This window comes from Streptomyces sp. NRRL B-24484 (assembly GCF_000717715.1).
In the GTDB taxonomy this organism is placed as follows: Bacteria; Actinomycetota; Actinomycetes; order Streptomycetales; family Streptomycetaceae; genus Kitasatospora.
The window spans coordinates 71,463-87,558 of record NZ_JOAI01000031.1 but is presented as its reverse complement, the minus strand read 5'-3'; the positions used below and the strand labels follow the sequence as shown (position 1 = coordinate 87,558).

9 protein-coding genes are annotated in these 16,096 nt (G+C 75.4%); 1 reads left to right on the top strand and 8 read right to left on the bottom strand.

Annotation, left to right across the window (positions count from 1 at the left end; all coding sequences use genetic code 11):
- Nucleotides 1-13: 13 nt before the first annotated feature.
- The 7 genes from IE98_RS0125665 to IE98_RS0125635 form a co-directional block, all read right to left on the bottom strand.
- On the bottom strand, nt 14-1,609 hold the full coding sequence (locus tag IE98_RS0125665) for an alpha/beta hydrolase (protein WP_052390964.1): 1,596 nt from the start codon (nt 1,607-1,609) through the stop codon (nt 14-16).
- 179 nt (nt 1,610-1,788) lie between these two features.
- The gene (locus IE98_RS0125660; RefSeq protein WP_030272797.1) at nt 1,789-2,931 is read right to left on the bottom strand and encodes a hypothetical protein; all 1,143 of its coding nucleotides are present in this window, start codon (nt 2,929-2,931) and stop codon (nt 1,789-1,791) included.
- A gap of 244 nt (nt 2,932-3,175) precedes the next feature.
- Nucleotides 3,176-4,393, bottom strand: coding sequence for a DNA polymerase III subunit delta' (locus IE98_RS0125655; RefSeq protein WP_030272795.1), 1,218 nt, complete (start codon nt 4,391-4,393; stop codon nt 3,176-3,178).
- 63 nt (nt 4,394-4,456) lie between these two features.
- Nucleotides 4,457-5,701 (bottom strand): acyltransferase family protein, encoded by a 1,245-nt coding sequence (locus IE98_RS0125650; protein WP_052390958.1) that lies wholly within the window; start codon nt 5,699-5,701, stop codon nt 4,457-4,459.
- A gap of 130 nt (nt 5,702-5,831) precedes the next feature.
- Complete coding sequence (gene tmk, locus IE98_RS0125645; RefSeq protein WP_030272791.1) at nt 5,832-9,155, bottom strand: dTMP kinase; 3,324 nt, start codon at nt 9,153-9,155, stop codon at nt 5,832-5,834.
- A gap of 130 nt (nt 9,156-9,285) precedes the next feature.
- Nucleotides 9,286-12,150, bottom strand: coding sequence for a type I DNA topoisomerase (gene topA, locus IE98_RS0125640; RefSeq protein WP_030272790.1), 2,865 nt, complete (start codon nt 12,148-12,150; stop codon nt 9,286-9,288).
- Nucleotides 12,151-12,660: 510 nt separating this feature from the next.
- Nucleotides 12,661-13,179 carry a DUF3592 domain-containing protein gene (locus IE98_RS0125635; protein ID WP_030272789.1) on the bottom strand — a complete coding sequence of 173 codons (519 nt, stop codon included), beginning with the start codon at nt 13,177-13,179 and terminating at the stop codon, nt 12,661-12,663.
- 479 nt (nt 13,180-13,658) lie between these two features.
- Here IE98_RS0125635 and IE98_RS45020 point away from each other — a divergent pair, with 479 nt between their 5' ends.
- Nucleotides 13,659-14,291 carry a hypothetical protein gene (locus tag IE98_RS45020; RefSeq protein ID WP_030272788.1) on the top strand — a complete coding sequence of 211 codons (633 nt, stop codon included), beginning with the start codon at nt 13,659-13,661 and terminating at the stop codon, nt 14,289-14,291.
- Between the two features lie 176 nt (nt 14,292-14,467).
- Here IE98_RS45020 and IE98_RS0125625 read toward each other — a convergent pair whose 3' ends face one another.
- Nucleotides 14,468-16,003 carry a DUF7059 domain-containing protein gene (locus IE98_RS0125625; protein ID WP_030272787.1) on the bottom strand — a complete coding sequence of 512 codons (1,536 nt, stop codon included), beginning with the start codon at nt 16,001-16,003 and terminating at the stop codon, nt 14,468-14,470.
- Nucleotides 16,004-16,096: the final 93 nt, after the last annotated feature.

The window sequence follows — 16,096 nt, the reverse complement described above, 5'->3', positions numbered from 1 at the left end:
CCGTGGATCCCCTCTACTTCGCGCAGCGCAGGCCGTCCGCGGGCGCCTCGCCGCCCAGCAGGTAGCGGTTGACCGCGCCGTCCACGCAGGTGTTGCGCCGCCCGTACGCGGTGTGGCCGTCGCCGTCGTAGGTGACCAGTCGGCCGGACTCCAGCTGGCCGGCCAGGGACTGCGCCCACGCGTACGGGGTGGCCGGGTCGCGGGTGGTGCCGACGACCACGATCGGGGCGGACCCGGCGGCGCGGACGGTGTGCGGCTGCCCGGTCGGCCGGTCCGGCCAGTAGGTGCAGGACAGCGCCATCCAGGCCATGTCGCGGCCGAAGTGCGGGGAGGCCGCGGCGAAGTCCGCCTCGGCGGCCCGGGCCTCCTCCGGGCCGGTGAACGGCGCCGGCAGGTCGAGGCAGTTGACGGCCATGTTGGCGGCCATCAGGTTCGGGTAGCTGCCGTCCTCGGCGCGCTCGTAGTACTCGTCGGACAGCGCGAGCAGCGCCGTGCCGTCGCCGGCGACCGCGGCGGTCAGCGCGGTGCGCAGCTGCGGCCAGAGGAACTCGGCGTACATCGCCTGGATGACGCCGGTGGTGGCCTGGGCCTCGGTGAGCGGGCGGCCGGAGTCGGTCGTCAGCGGCTTGGCGTCGATCTGCCGGAAGAGGGCGGTGAGCCGGTCGCCGATCTCCTTCTCGGTGCGGCCGAGCGGGCAGTCCTCGCGCTTGGCGCAGTCCTTGGCGAAGGCGGCCCAGGCGGTCTCGAAGCCGCCGGCCTGGGTGCGGTTGCCGGCCCGGGAGTCCAGGGACGGGTCCATCGCGCCGTCGAGCACCATCCGGCCGACCCGGCTCGGGAAGAGGCCCGCGTAGGTCGCACCGAGGAAGGTGCCGTAGCTCTTGCCGAGGTAGTGCAGCTTGTCGTCGCCGACGAGGGCCCGCAGGACGTCCATGTCGCGGGCGGCCTCGACGGTGGAGACGTGGGCGAGGATGTCACCGGACTTCGCCTTGCAGGCGTCGGCGAACTCCTTGTCGGCGGCGACCAGGGCGTCGGTCTCGGCCTGGTCGTCCGGGGTGATGTCGGTGGCGGTGTAGGCGTCCATCCGGTCGCCGGAGAGGCAGCTGACGGGTGCGGACCGGCCGACGCCGCGCGGGTCGAGGCCGACGAGGTCGTAGGCGGCGCGGACCTGCGGGTCGTAGCCGCGGGCGACGGCCTCCAGGTACTCGACGGCGGAGCCGCCCGGGCCGCCGGGGTTGAGCAGCAGCGAGCCGATCCGCTGGGCGTCGCCGGAGGCCTTCTTGCGGACGGCGGTCAGGGTGACGTCCCCGCCGGCCGGGCGGTCGTAGTCGAGCGGGACCTTGAACTGCGCGCACTCGAACTCGCCGTCGCAGGCCTTCCAGTCGAGCTTCTGCGCGTAGTAGGGGGCGAGGGCGGCCGGGGTCTGCTCGGGCAGCGGCTGCAGCGGTGCGGCCTTCGCCGCGGCCCCGGAGGCCGTCGCGGAGGCACCGGGCGCACCGGTCGTGCCGGGCTCCGGCGAGGCACCGGAGGAGCAGCCGGCCAGCAGCACGGCCGAGGCGGCTGCGGCGGCCAGGACGGCGGTCGCGGGGCGGTTCCGCCGGGTGGCTCGCATGGTGTGGATCTCCCTCGGGCGCGGCACGGCGCGGAACGGCGGTGCGGTGCGCGGGCCGGTCGCGGGTCCGGCGGCGCGGTCGCCGGGCCGCACCCAGCGTATCGGTCGCCGTCCGGGGCGCCCCGGTGCCGACACCCCGCGGCGGGGTCCGGGCCCCTGGGGCCGGGCCGGGGGCGGGTTCAGCGGGTCCGGTCGAGGGTGTCGGCGAGGTACTGCACGGCGACCCGGACCAGCCGCAGACGCTCCCGCTCCTGCGTGTAGTCCTGCACGATGTCGGAGACCTTGACGTCGGCGCGGGCGGCCGGGCCCTTGCCGCCGTGGAGCGCGGCCTGCAGCGTGCGGGCGGCGCCGACGCCCGCGGTGTCGGCCTTGGCGGCGGCGAGCAGCAGCCGGCCGGTGCTGTCGGCGGGTGCCTCGGCGCCGGCCTCGGCGAGTGCGGCGGTGTCGTACCGCCCGGAGACCGCGGCGGCGGCGCCGTAGAGGTCCGGGCGGGCCAGCCCCGCCGCGGCGGCGCAGGGGGCCCCGGCCTCGACGCCGAGCGCGCCCCAGCTGTCCGGACCGGCGGACAGGGTACGGAAGGCGGTGGTCACCGCGGTGCGCAGCGCGGCGTCGTCGGCGACGGCCTGCGGGGCGGCGGTGACCAGTTCGCAGGGGTGTTCGGTGCCGCTGGGGGCCTCGGGGGCGACGACCAGGAAGGGCTTCGAGCGGCCGAGCTTCACCGCGGAGGCGATGCCGTCGAAGAGGTCCGGCAGGTCGGCGTCGGCGGTCTTCCGCGGGGTGCCGGAGTGCAGGACGATCACCGGGAACCGGGCCTGCTCGTCGGTGCGGTACTGGGCGGGCAGCCAGACCCGGACGGCGCGGGGCCGGCCGTCGGGGCCGGGGACGGAGGCCTCCATCAGCTCGCCCTCGGCCGGGTGCCCGATCGAGGTGAAGGCGGTGGCCGCGGGCGGCGCGGCGTGGGCGGCGGCGGAGGGCTGCGCGGCGGCGGCCGGCTGCGGCCCGGCGGACCCGGTGCCCGCTGCGGCACCGGGGGCCGTCGAGGGCCCGGGGGCCGCCTCGGCCGCAACGTGCCGCGACCGCCCCCAGGTGCCGGGGGCCCGGCCGGGCAGCACGGCGGCGGCCAGGACGGCGGCGCAGACCAGGCAGAGCACGGCGGCGGCGGCCCGCAGCAGCAGCGGGCGCTGCTCGGCGGCGAGTCCGTAGGTGCGGGCGGAGCGGAGGTCGCGCCAGCCGGTGAGGGTGGCGCGGCCGAGCCGGAGTCCGGCCGCGGCGGCTGCGGCGGCCAGCAGCAGGGGGACGACGACGAGGAGCGGACGGGGCATGGGCGCACCACCTCCGAGCGAGCACGGTCGCCGGACCACGGCTTTCGGACCGACCGTCCACAGGGTGCACAACGGGTCGTGCGGGTCGGCGGGGGCCGGGCGGGCGCCGGCCGACGTTCACTCGAACGAGCGAGGTGACATGCCGTCAGCCGGAAGCCCTCCGGGGGCGCCCGTCGCGACAGGAGGCGGCCTGCCGCAGCGGACGCCGGGTCAGCGGTGCTGCCCGGCGGCGGGTCGGGACGGTTCAGCCGGCGCGCAGGGCGAGCGTCATCGCCTCGACGGCGAGCAGCGGGTCGACGTTGCGGTCCAGCGCCTCGCGGCAGGCGAGGACGGCCTCGATCCGGCGCAGGGTGGACTCGGCGGGGCCGGCGGCGGCGATCCGGTCGAGGGCCTGCCGGTGGTCCTCGTTGGCGAGCGGACCGGCGGAGCCGAACTGCAGGGCGAGGACGTCCCGGTAGAAGCCGAGCAGGTCGAGCAGCGCGGTGTTGAGGGTCTCGCGGCGGGTGCGGGTGGCCCGGCTCTTCTGCCGCTTCTCCAGCTCCTTGACCGCACCGGCCATGCCGCGCGGTGCCCGGCTGCCCTCGGCAGCGCCGTACGCGGCCTTCAGGTCGTCGGTCTCCTTGGCGTCCTGGGTCTCGGCGAGGGCCTCGGCGTCGGCCTTGGCGGTGTCGACCAGCCGCTGCGCGGCGGCGAGGCAGCCGCCGACGTCGGCGACCTCCAGCGGGATGCGCAGCACCTGGGCCCGCCGGGTCCGTGCCTCCTCGTCGACGGCGAGCCGGCGGGAGCGCTCGATGTCGCCCTGTCCGGCGAGGGCCGCGGCGTGCGCGGGGCCCGGGTCGACGCCGTCCCTGCGCACCAGCATGTCGGCGACCGCGTCGGCCGACGGCGTGCGCAGCACCAGCAGCCGGCAGCGGGAGCGGATGGTGGGCAGTACGTCCTGGACGGAGGGGGCGCAGAGCAGCCAGACGGTGCGCGGCGAGGGCTCCTCGACGCCCTTGAGCAGGGCGTTCGCGGCGGCCTCGGTGAGCCGGTGGGCGGCGTCGACGAGGATCACCGACCAGCGGCCGCCGGTCGGGTAGCTCGCGGCGCGCAGCACCAGGTCGCGCATGTCGCCGACGCCGATGGAGAGGCCGTCGGTGCGCACGTACTTCACGTCGGCGTGGCTGCCGGAGAGGACGGTGTGACAGCCCTCGCAGAAGCCGCAGCCGGGCGTGCCGCCGAGGTCGAGGTCGGGGCTGGTGCACTGGAGGGCGGCGGCGAAGGCGCGGGCGGCGGTGGTCTGGCCGGCGCCGGGCGGGCCGGTGAACAGCCAGGCGTGGGTCATCAGCGAGGCGTTGCCGCCCGCTCCGGCCGGCGCGCCGGGGGTGCGTCCGGCGGCGACGGCGGCCCGGGCCGCCCGGGCGGCCGCGGACAGCTGCTCGACCACACGGTCCTGGCCGACCAGGTCGTCCCACACGCTCACGCCGTACTCCCTGCCGTGCCCACCGTCCGTCCCGGCCGCCTGCCCGCCGGGTCCGCCACGAGCCTAACGCCCGTCGCCGACACCGCGGGCGGCCATCGGGCCGCGGGTGTCGGTCGGCCGGGGCTCCGGCTCGGACGGCCTCCGGTCGGACGGGCCGTGGGCGGACGGGCGCGGGACGGGCAGCGGCACCCCGCGCACCTTGGCGAAGGAGGCCGCCAGCCGGGGCTTGAGCCAGCGGGCGGCGGGCCGCTCGACGTAGCGGTGCACCAGCCAGGAGACGACGGTCATCACGACCAGCAGCGCCCCGACCAGCAGCCAGGGGTCGACCCGGCCGCCGACGGCGTCGATCACCTCCCAGCCGATGTACTCGTGCAGCAGGTACAGCGGGTAGGTGACGGCGCCGGCGGTGGCGAGCCAGCGCCACTGCACGGCGCGGAACCGGTCCAGGGCGACGCCGGCCATCAGCAGGTAGAAGACGGCGAGCAGGGCGACCACGCCCCACTCGGGCACCGGGTAGCCGGCCTGGGCGGCGACGAAGCGGTAGGTGGGCAGCACGGACCGGCAGCCCGCCAGGAAGGTGAAGCCGACCAGCAGCCAGAGCAACAGGTCCGGTCCGAACCGGCGGATCAGGTAGAAGGCCAGGCCCCCGATGAAGAACCAGCAGTACTCGGGCATCGCCAGCACCTGGAGCAGCTGCTCGCCGGGTGCGGCCATGGCGAGCACCCCGGCCGCGCACCAGAGCAGGCAGAAGGCGAGCACCCGGCGGTAGGTGAGGCCGAGCGCCACCACCACCGCGAAGATCAGGTAGAACCGGCCCTCGACCCACAGGCTCCAGTAGACGCCGTCGACGTAGGGCGCCCCGAACGGGTACTCCATCATCGTCAGGTTGGTCAGCACGTCCCTGGTCGCCCGCGGACGGCTGCCGCCCGGTACGGCCGCGAGCACTGCCGTGGTGAGCAGCACCGCGAACCAGTACGCGGGGAAGAGCCGCACCACCCGGGAGCTCAGGAAGTCGGCCAGCGAGCGGCCCCAGCAGCTCAGGCAGATCACGAAGCCGCTGATCAGGAAGAACAGCTGCACGCCCATCCAGCCGTAGGCGGCGGGTCGGTACAACACCGGGAAGAGCTCGGCACGCGGCCTGCCCCAGTCGGAGCCGAACGCGACGTAGTGGTAGACGACGACCAGCAGCACGGCCACGAACCGCAGCCCGTCCAGCGCCAGCAGCCGGTCTGCGGCCGGTCTGCGCGCCGCCTCCGGGGCGGTGGCCTCGGCGGCGCGGGCGGGCGGGGCGGCTGCGGCAACAGTCACGGGTACGGGCTTCCTCGGCTGTCTGCGGACGGAAAAACGGGCACCGCAGTCTTTCAGACTGCGGTGCCCGTTCCATCCGTCCGTGGTCGGGCCCGGTGGGTCCGCGCCGGGCCCGCCACCCTCGGCGGGCTCAGTCCCGGCGGCGCTTGCGACCCCAGCCGCGGCGCTCCGGGCCCTCCTCGCCGTCCTCCTCGGACTCCCAGCGGGACCACTCGTCGCGCGAGCCCAGCAGGCTGTCGGTGAGGCTGGGCAGGTCGTCCATCGGCGTCTCCTCGGCCCAGGACGGGCGAGGCCGGTCGACCGGCGTGAGCTCACGGGTGGTCTCCGGGGACGGCTCGTCCCGCCACAGGCCCGGCGGCACCCGGTCACCCGCGGCCGGGTCGGCCTGCGGCAGTACGGCCGTCTCCTCGACCTGCGGCAGGACGGCGGTCTCGTCCGCGAGCGGCGCCTTGCGGAAGTCGGCACGCTCCGCCTTCGGCAGCACCGCCGTCTCGTCGGCCTTGGGGAGTACGGCCGTCTCGTCCGCCTTCGGCAGCACCGCGGTCTCGTCCGCGAGCGGCGCCTTGCGGAAGTCCGCGGGCTCGGCCTTCGGCAGCACGGCGGTCTCGTCGGCGGCCGGAACGGTCGGCAGCGGGGCCGTCACGTCGGCGGGGCCGGCCTGCTCGGCGGCCCGCACGGCCTTCCGGCGCTCGACCTCGGGGATCTCCCGGGTGGTCTCGGCGTCGTCGTCGCCGTCCGCCGCGACCTGCGGAAGCTCCGCCGTCGGGGCGGCCGATCCGGCGGCCGCGGCGGCCGCCTCCGCCTCCCGGCGCTCCTGCTCGGCGGCCTCGGCGTGCAGCCGGGCCTCCTCGGCGCGCTGCAGGGCCTCCTCGGCACGGCGGCGCTGCTCGGCCCGCTGCAGTTCGCGCTGGCGCTGGATCTCGGCCTGGGCGGCGGCCTCCGCCTCGCGGCGCTCGCGCTCGGCGGCCTCGGCCTTGAGCCGGGCCTCCTCGGCGGCCTCCCGGCGGGCCTCCTCCTCGGCACGCTCCTTCGCCTGCTCCTCGGCCCGCAGGCGGGCCTCCTCGGCGGCCTTGCGGGCCTCCTCGGCGGCGATCCGCTCGGCCTCCAGCTTGGCGAGGCGCTCCTTCTCGGCCTGCTCGGCGCGCAGCTCCTCCAGCAGGGCCTGCCGCTTGCGCTCGGCCTCCTCGGCCTCGGCCTTGAGCCGGGCCTCCTCGGCGGCGCGGCGCTCGGCGGCCTCCCGGGCGAGGCGCTCCTGCTCGGCGAGGGCGGCCTTCTCCTGCCCGGAGAGCGGCAGCTCGCGGTCGAGCCGGTGGCGGATCGCGGTGGTCACCGGGGCGGGCTGCTGACCCGCGTCGACGACCAGGTAGCGGGCCGGGTCCGCGGCGGCGAGGGCGAGGAAACCGGCCCGGACCCGGGCGTGGAACTCGGTCGGCTCGGACTCCAGCCGGTCGAGCGCCTCGGTGAACCTCTCGCGGGCGGTGGTCGGGTCGACGTCCAGCACCACGGTGAGGTCCGGGAGGAGCCCGCCGGTGGCCCAGCGGGAGATCCGGGCGATCTCGGTCGCGGCGAGGTCGCGGCCGGCGCCCTGGTAGGCGATGGAGGAGTCCATGTACCGGTCGGTGATCACCACCGCGCCGCGGGCGAGGGCGGGCCTGATGACGCTCTCGACGTGCTCGGCGCGGTCGGCGGCGTAGATCAGCGCCTCGGCGCGGTGCGAGAGGCCGGTGTTGCCGACGTCCAGGACGAGACCGCGCAGCCGCTGGCCGACCGGGCTGCCGCCGGGCTCGCGGGTGAGCACCACCTCGTGGCCCTTGGCGCGCATCCACTCGGCGAGGGCCTGGGCCTGGGTGGACTTGCCGGCGCCGTCGCCGCCCTCCAGGGCGATGAAGAATCCGGTGCCGGCGGTGCGGTGCGGGGCCGGCACGGTGCCGCCGAGGACGGCCAGGAACAGCTCCTTGCTGAACGGCGCCACACCGCGGCGGTCGTCGGTGCGCAGCAGCACCACCGCGGCGAGCACCAGGGTGAGCAGGCCGGCGGTGGAGACGGCGAGGGCGGCACCGTCGTGGATGAAGGTGAAGCTGCCGGGCTCGACCCGGCCGAGGGTGACCTCGCCGTAGGCGGCGGCGATCAGCGGGACGACGATCAGCGCACTGCCGACCACGGCCCGCAGCACCGCGTAGAGGTGCTCGGTGACCTTGGGCAGCCGCGCCTCCTCGACCTCCTGCGCGAGCAGGGTGCGGCCGACCGACACGGTCAGCCCGGCGGCGACGCCGGCCAGCACGGTGAGCAGCAGGACGAGGACGAAGTCCAGCACCAGGCCGGCCAGGATCAGCGCCACGCCCTCGACGAGCAGGGCGAGCGTGAGCAGCCGGCGGCGGGAGAACGAGGGCAGGGTGGCCCGGGTGAGCCGGACGCCCGCGGCCGGGGCGAGGCCCGCGGCGAGGACGACCAGGCCGTAGCCGACCGGGCCGGCCCGGTGCTCCAGCGCGGTCAGCAGGCCGAGCGAGGCGACGCCCGCCATCGAGGCGTATGCGGCGGCGACCGCGAAGGTGAAGTAGGGGGCGGAGCCGGTGCGGCCCTTGCTCAGCGCCTTGCCGGGGGTGGCGTCGACGGGGGCGCGCAGGCCCTGCAGCGGGGAGTGCGGCGCGGCGGCGGGGCCGGCGGGCAGCTCCTGCAGGAAGACCAGCACGGCGGAGGCGGCGAAGACCAGGGCGCCGCCGACCGCGGCGGAGGTCATCTGGTGGGCCCGCAGCCAGTCCGGGCCGAGTGCGGCGAGGACGTTGTTGAGCAGGGTGAGAGCCACGAGGGCGGTCGCGCCGAGCGGCACGGTGGCCCAGCCGGTCCGGTCGTCCACGGTGCGGACGGCGTCCAGGGAGGCGGCGGAGGGCTTGCGGCGGTCGGGCGCGGCGTAGGGGTCGGCGGGCGGCAGCAGGCCGGGGACGGCGGCGGCCTTGGCGACCGCCCAGATCCGCTCGGCGGCGCCGGCGGCGAAGACCGTGCCGAGCAGCAGCCAGGTGGCGGAGCCGGGCGCCCAGATCGACCACCAGGCGGCGACGCCGATCAGGACGGCGCGCAGGACGTCCGCACCGAACAGGACCCAGCGGCGGTCCAGCTTCTCGCCGAACAGTGCGTGCACCGGGCCGAGCAGGGCGGCGCCGAACAGCACGGTGGCGAGCATCCGCGCGGTGAACACCGCGGCGACGGCGAGGGCCAGCGAGCGGTAGCCGTCGCCGAACTGCCCGCCGGCCATGGCGGCGACCACGGTCAGCGGGACGAGGACGAGCAGCGAGAGGCGGTCCGCGGTGCCGCTGACCAGCTGGGCCGTCCACAGCCGCCGGTAGGGGCGGAGCCGGAGCAGGGACCGGGCCCGTTCACCCGGTGTCCCGGCCGGCGGAACCTCCGGACGGTCGGGCGGGGCTGTGCTGGGGCCGGTGGTCTGCTCCTCACTCGTCATACCGTCAGCGTAGCGGTCGGGCGCTACGGCCCAAGGGGCGGACGGGGTTCCGGAAGCCGGTCATGACACGGTTGTGACGCACCGCGGGCCCGCACCCCGGTGGGTGCGGGCCCGCGTGGCGGAGGTCGGCTCAGTCCTCGTCGGAGGCCGCGGCGGCGGTCCTCTTCGCGGCGGTCGCCTTGGTGGCCGTCTTCTTCGCGGCCGTCTTGGCCGCGGTGGTCTTGGCGGCCGTCTTCTTCGCAGCGGTCTTCTTGACGGCCGTCTTCTTGGCCGCGGCCTTCTTCGCCGGCGCCTTCTTGGCCGTCTTCTTCACCGGCCCGCGGGCACGCTTCTCGGCGAGCAGCTCGTAGCCGCGCTCCGGCGTGATCGTCTCGACGTCGTCGTCCTTGCGGAGCGTCGCGTTGGTCTCGCCGTCGGTGACGTACGGTCCGAAGCGGCCGTCCTTGACGACCACCGGGCGCTCGCTGACCGGGTCGGTGCCGAGCTCCTTCAGCGGGGCGGCGGCGGCCGCGCGCCCGCGCTGCTTGGGCTGGGCGTAGACGGCCAGCGCCTCGTCCAGGGTGATGGTGAACAGCTGGTCCTCGCTGGTCAGCGACCGGGAGTCGGTGCCGCGCTTGAGGTACGGGCCGTACCGGCCGTTCTGCGCGGTGATCTCGTTGCCCTCGGCGTCGGCGCCGACCACCCGGGGCAGCGAGAGCAGGCGCAGCGCGTCCTCCAGGGTGACGGTGTCCAGGGACATCGTCTTGAAGAGCGAGGCGGTGCGCGGCTTCACCGCGTTCTTGCCGGTCTTCGGGGTGCCCTCGGGCAGCACCTCGGTGACGTACGGGCCGTAGCGGCCGTCCTTGGCCACCAGCGGGTTGCCGCTCTCGGGGTCGGTGCCGAGCGCGCGCTCGCCGCTGGGCTTGGCCAGCAGCTCCTCGGCGAGCTCGACGGTGAGCTCGTCCGGCGGCAGGTCGTCGGGGATGTCGGCGCGCTGGCCCGGCTCGCCCTCGACGGCGGCGGCCTTCTCGACGTACGGCCCGTAGCGGCCGACCCGCAGGGTGATCTCCTCGCTCAGCGGGAAGGAGCTGATCTCCCGGGCGTCGATCGCGCCGAGGTCGGTGACGAGCTCCTTCAGGCCGCCGAGGTGGTCGCCGTCGCCGTTGCCCGCCTCGGCGGCGCTGCCGGCGGCCGCACCCTCGCCCTCGCCCTCGCCGAAGTAGAAGCGCTTCAGCCACGGCACGGACTCGGCCTGGCCGGCCGCGATCCGGTCGAGGTCGTCCTCCATCTTGGCGGTGAAGTCGTAGTCGACGAGCCGGCCGAAGTGCTTCTCCAGCAGGTTCACCACGGCGAACGACAGGAAGGACGGGACGAGCGCCGTGCCCTTCTTGAAGACGTACTTGCGGTTGATGATCGTGTCGATGATCGACGCGTAGGTGGAGGGGCGGCCGATCTCGCGGTCCTCCAGCTCCTTCACCAGCGAGGCCTCGGTGTAGCGCGCCGGCGGCTTGGTGGCGTGGCCCTCCGGGGTGAGCCGCTCGGCGGCCAGCGGGTCGCCCTCGGCGACCTGCGGCAGCCGGCGCTCGCGGTCGTCGAGCTCGGCGTTGGGGTCGTCGGCGCCCTCGACGTAGGCCTTGAGGAAGCCGTGGAAGGTGATGATCTTGCCGGAGGCGGAGAACTCGGCGTCCCGGCCGTCGGCGGAGCGGCCGCCGACCCGGACGGTGACGGACTGGCCGACGGCGTCCTTCATCTGGGAGGCGACGGTGCGCATCCAGATCAGCTCGTACAGCCGGAAGTCGTCGCCGGACAGGCCGGTCTCGGCCGGCGTGCGGAAGCGGTCGCCGGAGGGACGGATCGCCTCGTGCGCCTCCTGGGCGTTCTTGACCTTGCTGGCGTAGACGCGCGGCGCGTCCGGCAGGTAGTCGGCGCCGTAGAGCTGGGTGACCTGGGCGCGGGCGGCGGTGACCGCCGTCTCCGACAGCGTGGTGGAGTCGGTGCGCATGTAGGTGATGAAGCCGTTCTCGTACAGCTTCTGCGCGACCTGCATCGTCCGCTTGGCACCGAAGCCCAGCTTGCGGCTGGCCTCCTGCTGGAGCGTGGTGGTGCGGAACGGCGCGTACGGCGAGCGGCGGTAGGGCTTGGACTCGACGCTGCGGACGGCGAACGCGGTCTGCTCCAGCGCGGCGGCCAGCGTCCGGGCGGCCTGCTCGTCGAGGTGCAGGGTGTTCGCGGCCGCGGCGGCGTCGCGCAGCCGGCCGTCCGAACCGAAGTCGCGGCCGGTGGCGATCCGTCGGCCGTCGACGGAGACCAGCCGGGCGCCGAAGGTCTCCGGGTTGGCGGCGTCGGCCGCGGTGCGGCCGGTGGCGAAGGTGCCGACCAGGTCCCAGTACGAGGCGGAGCGGAAGGCCATCCGCTCGCGCTCGCGCTCGACCACGAGCCGGGTGGCGACGGACTGCACGCGGCCCGCCGACAGCTTCGGCATGACCTTCTTCCACAGCACCGGCGAGACCTCGTAGCCGTAGAGGCGGTCGAGGATGCGGCGGGTCTCCTGGGCGTCCACCAGGCGCTGGTTGAGGTCGCGCGGGTTGCGGACGGCCTCCTGGATGGCGTCCTTGGTGATCTCGTGGAAGACCATGCGGTGCACCGGCACCTTGGGCTTCAGCACCTGCTGCAGGTGCCAGGCGATCGCCTCGCCCTCGCGGTCCTCATCGGTGGCGAGGAAGAGCTCGTCGGACTCCGCGAGCAGCGACTTGAGCTTGGTCACCTGCGACTTCTTGTCGGGGTTGACCACGTAGATGGGGGCGAAGTCGTGGTCGACGTCGACACCGAGCCGGCGCACCTCGCCGGTGTAGCGGTCCGGCACCTCGGCGGCTGTGCCGGGCAGGTCCCGGATGTGCCCGACGCTGGCCTCGACGATGTAGCCGGGGCCGAGGTAGCCCTTGATCGTCTTGGCCTTGGCCGGCGACTCGACAATGACGAGTCGCTTGCCGTGCGCGGTCTCGCTGCTCGGGGACACCTTCGCTCTTCTCTCCCGGTCGTTATCTGTGCTGGCGGCGCGGGCGGCGGGGGAGGCGCTCCGCCCGTCCTTCCGCCGTCCGGGGCTGTCGCTGTGCGACGACCCCACCAGCGGAGTGTGACCGTACCCTGGCCACCCTTGTCAAACGGACGGTTCCCGCTTTTTCACCGGCAAGGCCGACCGACGCCACTCGAACGGTAACCCGACGACGAGGCCGCGCGCCCCACGGAGGGGGTTGCCGGCCGGTGGGGAGACCGGATCCGGACGTATCCCGGCCGACGGTGACGGGCCCGGGACGGCTGTGGACGAAGGGACCGGGCGCACGTTGCGGTGTCCTCCCGGCGGGCCCTCGCGGGCGGACCGCGCGCCCCGTGGACCGGGCTTCCCCGCTGGCGGCGCCTCCGAGCGACCGGAGTTCCGTTGCGAGCGGCGCGTCCGCCTCGGCCCGCACCCAGGGGGTGCGTTCCGGCGGCGGGCGGTTCCGGCTCCGGCCGGTCCGGCGGCGTCGGCTCAGCGGGCGAACAGCGAGGCGAACAGGCTGAGCCCGCCGGCCAGTGCGCCGGTGCCGAGCAGCGCCCAGAAGACGTCGGTGGCCAGCGTCGACAGCAGGTCGGTGCCGGCCAGGACGACCCGGCTCGGACGACGCGCGTCGTACATGACCTGCACCAGGGCGCCCGGCACCAGCCGGTTCGGCCGCCGCAGCGGGGTCGCCCCGCGGGGACGGGCCAGCACGGTCTCGGCGGCGCGGACGGCGCGGGCCCGGCCGGCCTCGGCCGCACCGCGCACCGACACGACCTCCACCTCCGGCAGCGCGGTGTAGGAGAGCAGCGGCGCGCTGTCGAGCTCGCCGAAGGTGTCGCCGTAGGGCTCGCCGTACGGATCGCCGTCGGCGACCACCCGGGCGGTCGCGGGTATGCCGTGGCGGCGCAGATGGTGGCGAAGGCGCAACTCGGCGGCGCACCACAGCAGCAGTGCGCTGCCGAAGAAGGTCAGAACCGCACCTGCCGCGACCGCCGTCGGCGTCTCCACCGTCCCCGCCCTCCCTGGCCTCAGTCCACCGGCCGGCGCGCTGTCCCGAGCGCGCTCGTCCACAACCTGTGGACGGAGCCTGGCAGTCTGCGGACAACCCCGGACTGACGTTCGACGTACGACGGGGAACATCCCGGGGGCGGCGAGGTGAACGACGGTCCGTGGACGGCGTTTCTCCGGGGGCGGCGGCGGTCTGTGCGCCCTTAGGTGGCCGGAGGGACGTGCGCGTCCACGGGTGGCCGGTGGAACCTGCGCGGCCGGGGTGGCCGGAGGGGTCCGATCTGCTGCCCGATGCGCGTCGCAGGTCCGCGGAACGTCACGGGGAGGCCGCCCGCGTAACGGCTCGGCCCGGGCTGTCACAGCCCCGCTACGGCGGCACCCGTACCGTCCTCGCAAGGGGTACACCAGTAGCGGCACCACAGCGCAGGACCACACACATCGGCCGGAGCCCGCCGGTCGCACTCGGGGGGAGAACCACCATGTCCGCACGCCGTCTGTTCGCAACCGCCGCCCTGCTGGGCGCGGCCACGCTCGCCCTCACCGCCTGCGACCCGAACGGCGCCGGCGCGGACACCGCCGCCCCGGGCACCGGTGCGACGGCCTCCGCCGCCCCCTCGTCCTCCGCCTCGTCCGAGCCGACCGCGAGCGCCGCCCCGACCAAGGCGAGCGCCCGGCCCAGCGGCCGGCCGTCCACCGGCCGCACCACGACCGCCAAGCCCTCCGGGACCGGCAAGCCCGCCGCCGACTGCACGGCCGCCGCCCAGCGTCCGGGGCACAAGGTCATCAGCGTCACCGCCGCCACCGCGACCAAGGTCACCGCGACGCCCACCCGCTTCGTCTGCGGGCCGAATGTCGACGACGACGGCTACTACGAGCCCACCGGTGCCGCCGGCACGTACACCTTCGCCCCGGGCGCCACCGCGGAACTGTTCGCGATGAGCAGCACGATGGCGCCCAAGGCCGTCCCGCTGGCCGAGTTCGCCACCCACGCCGAGGACTGCGCCCACAACCGCGAGGTCCCCCAGCCGTACTCCTGCTACGGCGGCAACTACGACGTCACGGTCGACTCGGCCGGCCGGATCACCAAGATCAGCGAGCTCTTCCACCCATGACGGTGCCCGCCCGGCGCTGAGGTGCGCCGACGGGGCTGACGTCAGCGGGCCGACGGCCCGGTGAACCGCCGAGCGGACGGGCGGGGCGGTCGACACGCAGTCGGCCGCCCCGCCCGTCCGCCGCTTGTCGTCAGCCGTCCGCCGTCAACCGTCCGCCGTCTGCCGTCGGGGGGCTGTCAGGGCGCGACGGGAGCGACGAAGCCCTGCTCGGTGAGCATCCGCAGCGACTCCGGGACCCGGTCCCGCAGCACCACGCGGTCCTCCCCCAGCAGGTGGGCGATCGCATCGACGATGTCGCCCGCCGCGAGGCTGCCGTCGCAGGCTCCGACGAATCCGGCGCCGACCGTATCGACCTTGGTCGCCCGCCGCATGCCCCGGTTGTGACGCAGGATCACGTGCTCCGGGTCCTCCGCGCCGGGCGCCCCGACCTGCTCCTGCACCACCTCGTCGACGAGCACGTAGCGGGCCGCGAGCAGTGCCGCGTCGTCGTGCGAGCGGAGGAAGTCCTGACGGGCGAACCACTCCTCGATGTGCGGGCCGAGCGGCTGCTCGACGGGGTGCGGCCACTCCTCGATCCGGACGGTCGGCTCGGTCGCACCGCTCGCCCGCAGGGTGATCCAGCCGAAGCCGACGCCCTCGACACCGGCCGTCTCGAAGGCGTCCAGCCACTCGCCGTACCGCGCCCGGTAGTCGTCGCCCCGGCCGAGGTGGTCGCCGCCGTCGCGCAGCCACAGCTCGGCGTATTCGGCGATGTCCTGGACCTGGCGCTGCACCACCCAGGCGTCCAGTCCGGTACCGGCCACCCAGCCGGCCAGCCGCTCGTGCCAGTCCTCGCCCTTGACGTGCTGCCAGTTCGCCAGCAGCTGGCAGTAGCCGCCCGGCTCCAGGTGCGCGGCGGCGCCGCGGACGATGCTGCGGCACAGGTCGTCACCGGCCATGCCGCCGTCCCGGTAGACGAACCGGCTCCCCGGTGAGATCACGAACGGCGGGTTGGAGACGATCAGGTCGAACCGCTCGTTCGGAACGGGCTCGAAGAGGCTGCCCTCGGCCGTCCCGGTGTTCTCGAAACCGGAGAGCGCCAGGGTGAGCCGGGCGAACCGGAGGGCTCTCGGGTTGAGGTCCGTGGCGGTGACGTGCTGGGCGTGCCGTGCCGCGTGCAGGGCCTGCACGCCGGAGCCGGTGCCCAGGTCCAGGGCCGAGCGCACGGGACGCCGCACCGCCAGGTTGGCCAGCGTCGTGGAGGCGCCGCCCACGCCGAGCACCAGGTCCCGGCGGGCCACGCCGCCGGAGCCCTCACCGGCACCGATGCCGCCGGCACCGCCCACCGCGCAGCCGAGGTCGGAGACGACCCAGGCATCGGCGCTCGGCAGCCCGGCCACCTCGTTGGCGTACGGGCGGACGTCGACGGTCGCCCGCACCCGGTCGCCGTCCTCGGTCAGCCAGCCGTCGGTGAGGCATTCCTCGACGGAGAGCACGGCCGCGGCGGCCGCGCGCGGGACGGGCTGCTGCAGCAGGAAGAGCCGCACCAGCGTCTCCAGCGGGCTGCCGCCCCGGGTCGCCCGCAGGGCGGGCACCGTCTCGCTGCGCGCGAGGGCGGCGTAGGCGGTGGGGCCGAGCAGGTCGAGGCAGCCGTCGGCCGTGTACTGGGCGGCGAGCAGCGCCTCACGGAACCTGGCGAGGCGGACGGGATCGGGCGTAGGGCTGTTGGTCACCCAGCCATTGTCGCGCGGACGCACGACGTGACGGGCGCGGCCACGGCGGGCCCGCGCGTCATCCTCCCTGGCCATCGGGCCCGCGCCACCGTG

Coding starts and splice junctions, on each gene's coding strand:
- IE98_RS0125665 (WP_052390964.1), bottom strand. CDS start 1,609: ATGCGAGCCACCCGGCGGAACCGCCCCGCGACCGCCGTCCTGGCCGCC.
- IE98_RS45020 (WP_030272788.1), top strand. CDS start 13,659: ATGTCCGCACGCCGTCTGTTCGCAACCGCCGCCCTGCTGGGCGCGGCC.
- tmk (WP_030272791.1), bottom strand. CDS start 9,155: ATGACGAGTGAGGAGCAGACCACCGGCCCCAGCACAGCCCCGCCCGAC.
- IE98_RS0125660 (WP_030272797.1), bottom strand. CDS start 2,931: ATGCCCCGTCCGCTCCTCGTCGTCGTCCCCCTGCTGCTGGCCGCCGCA.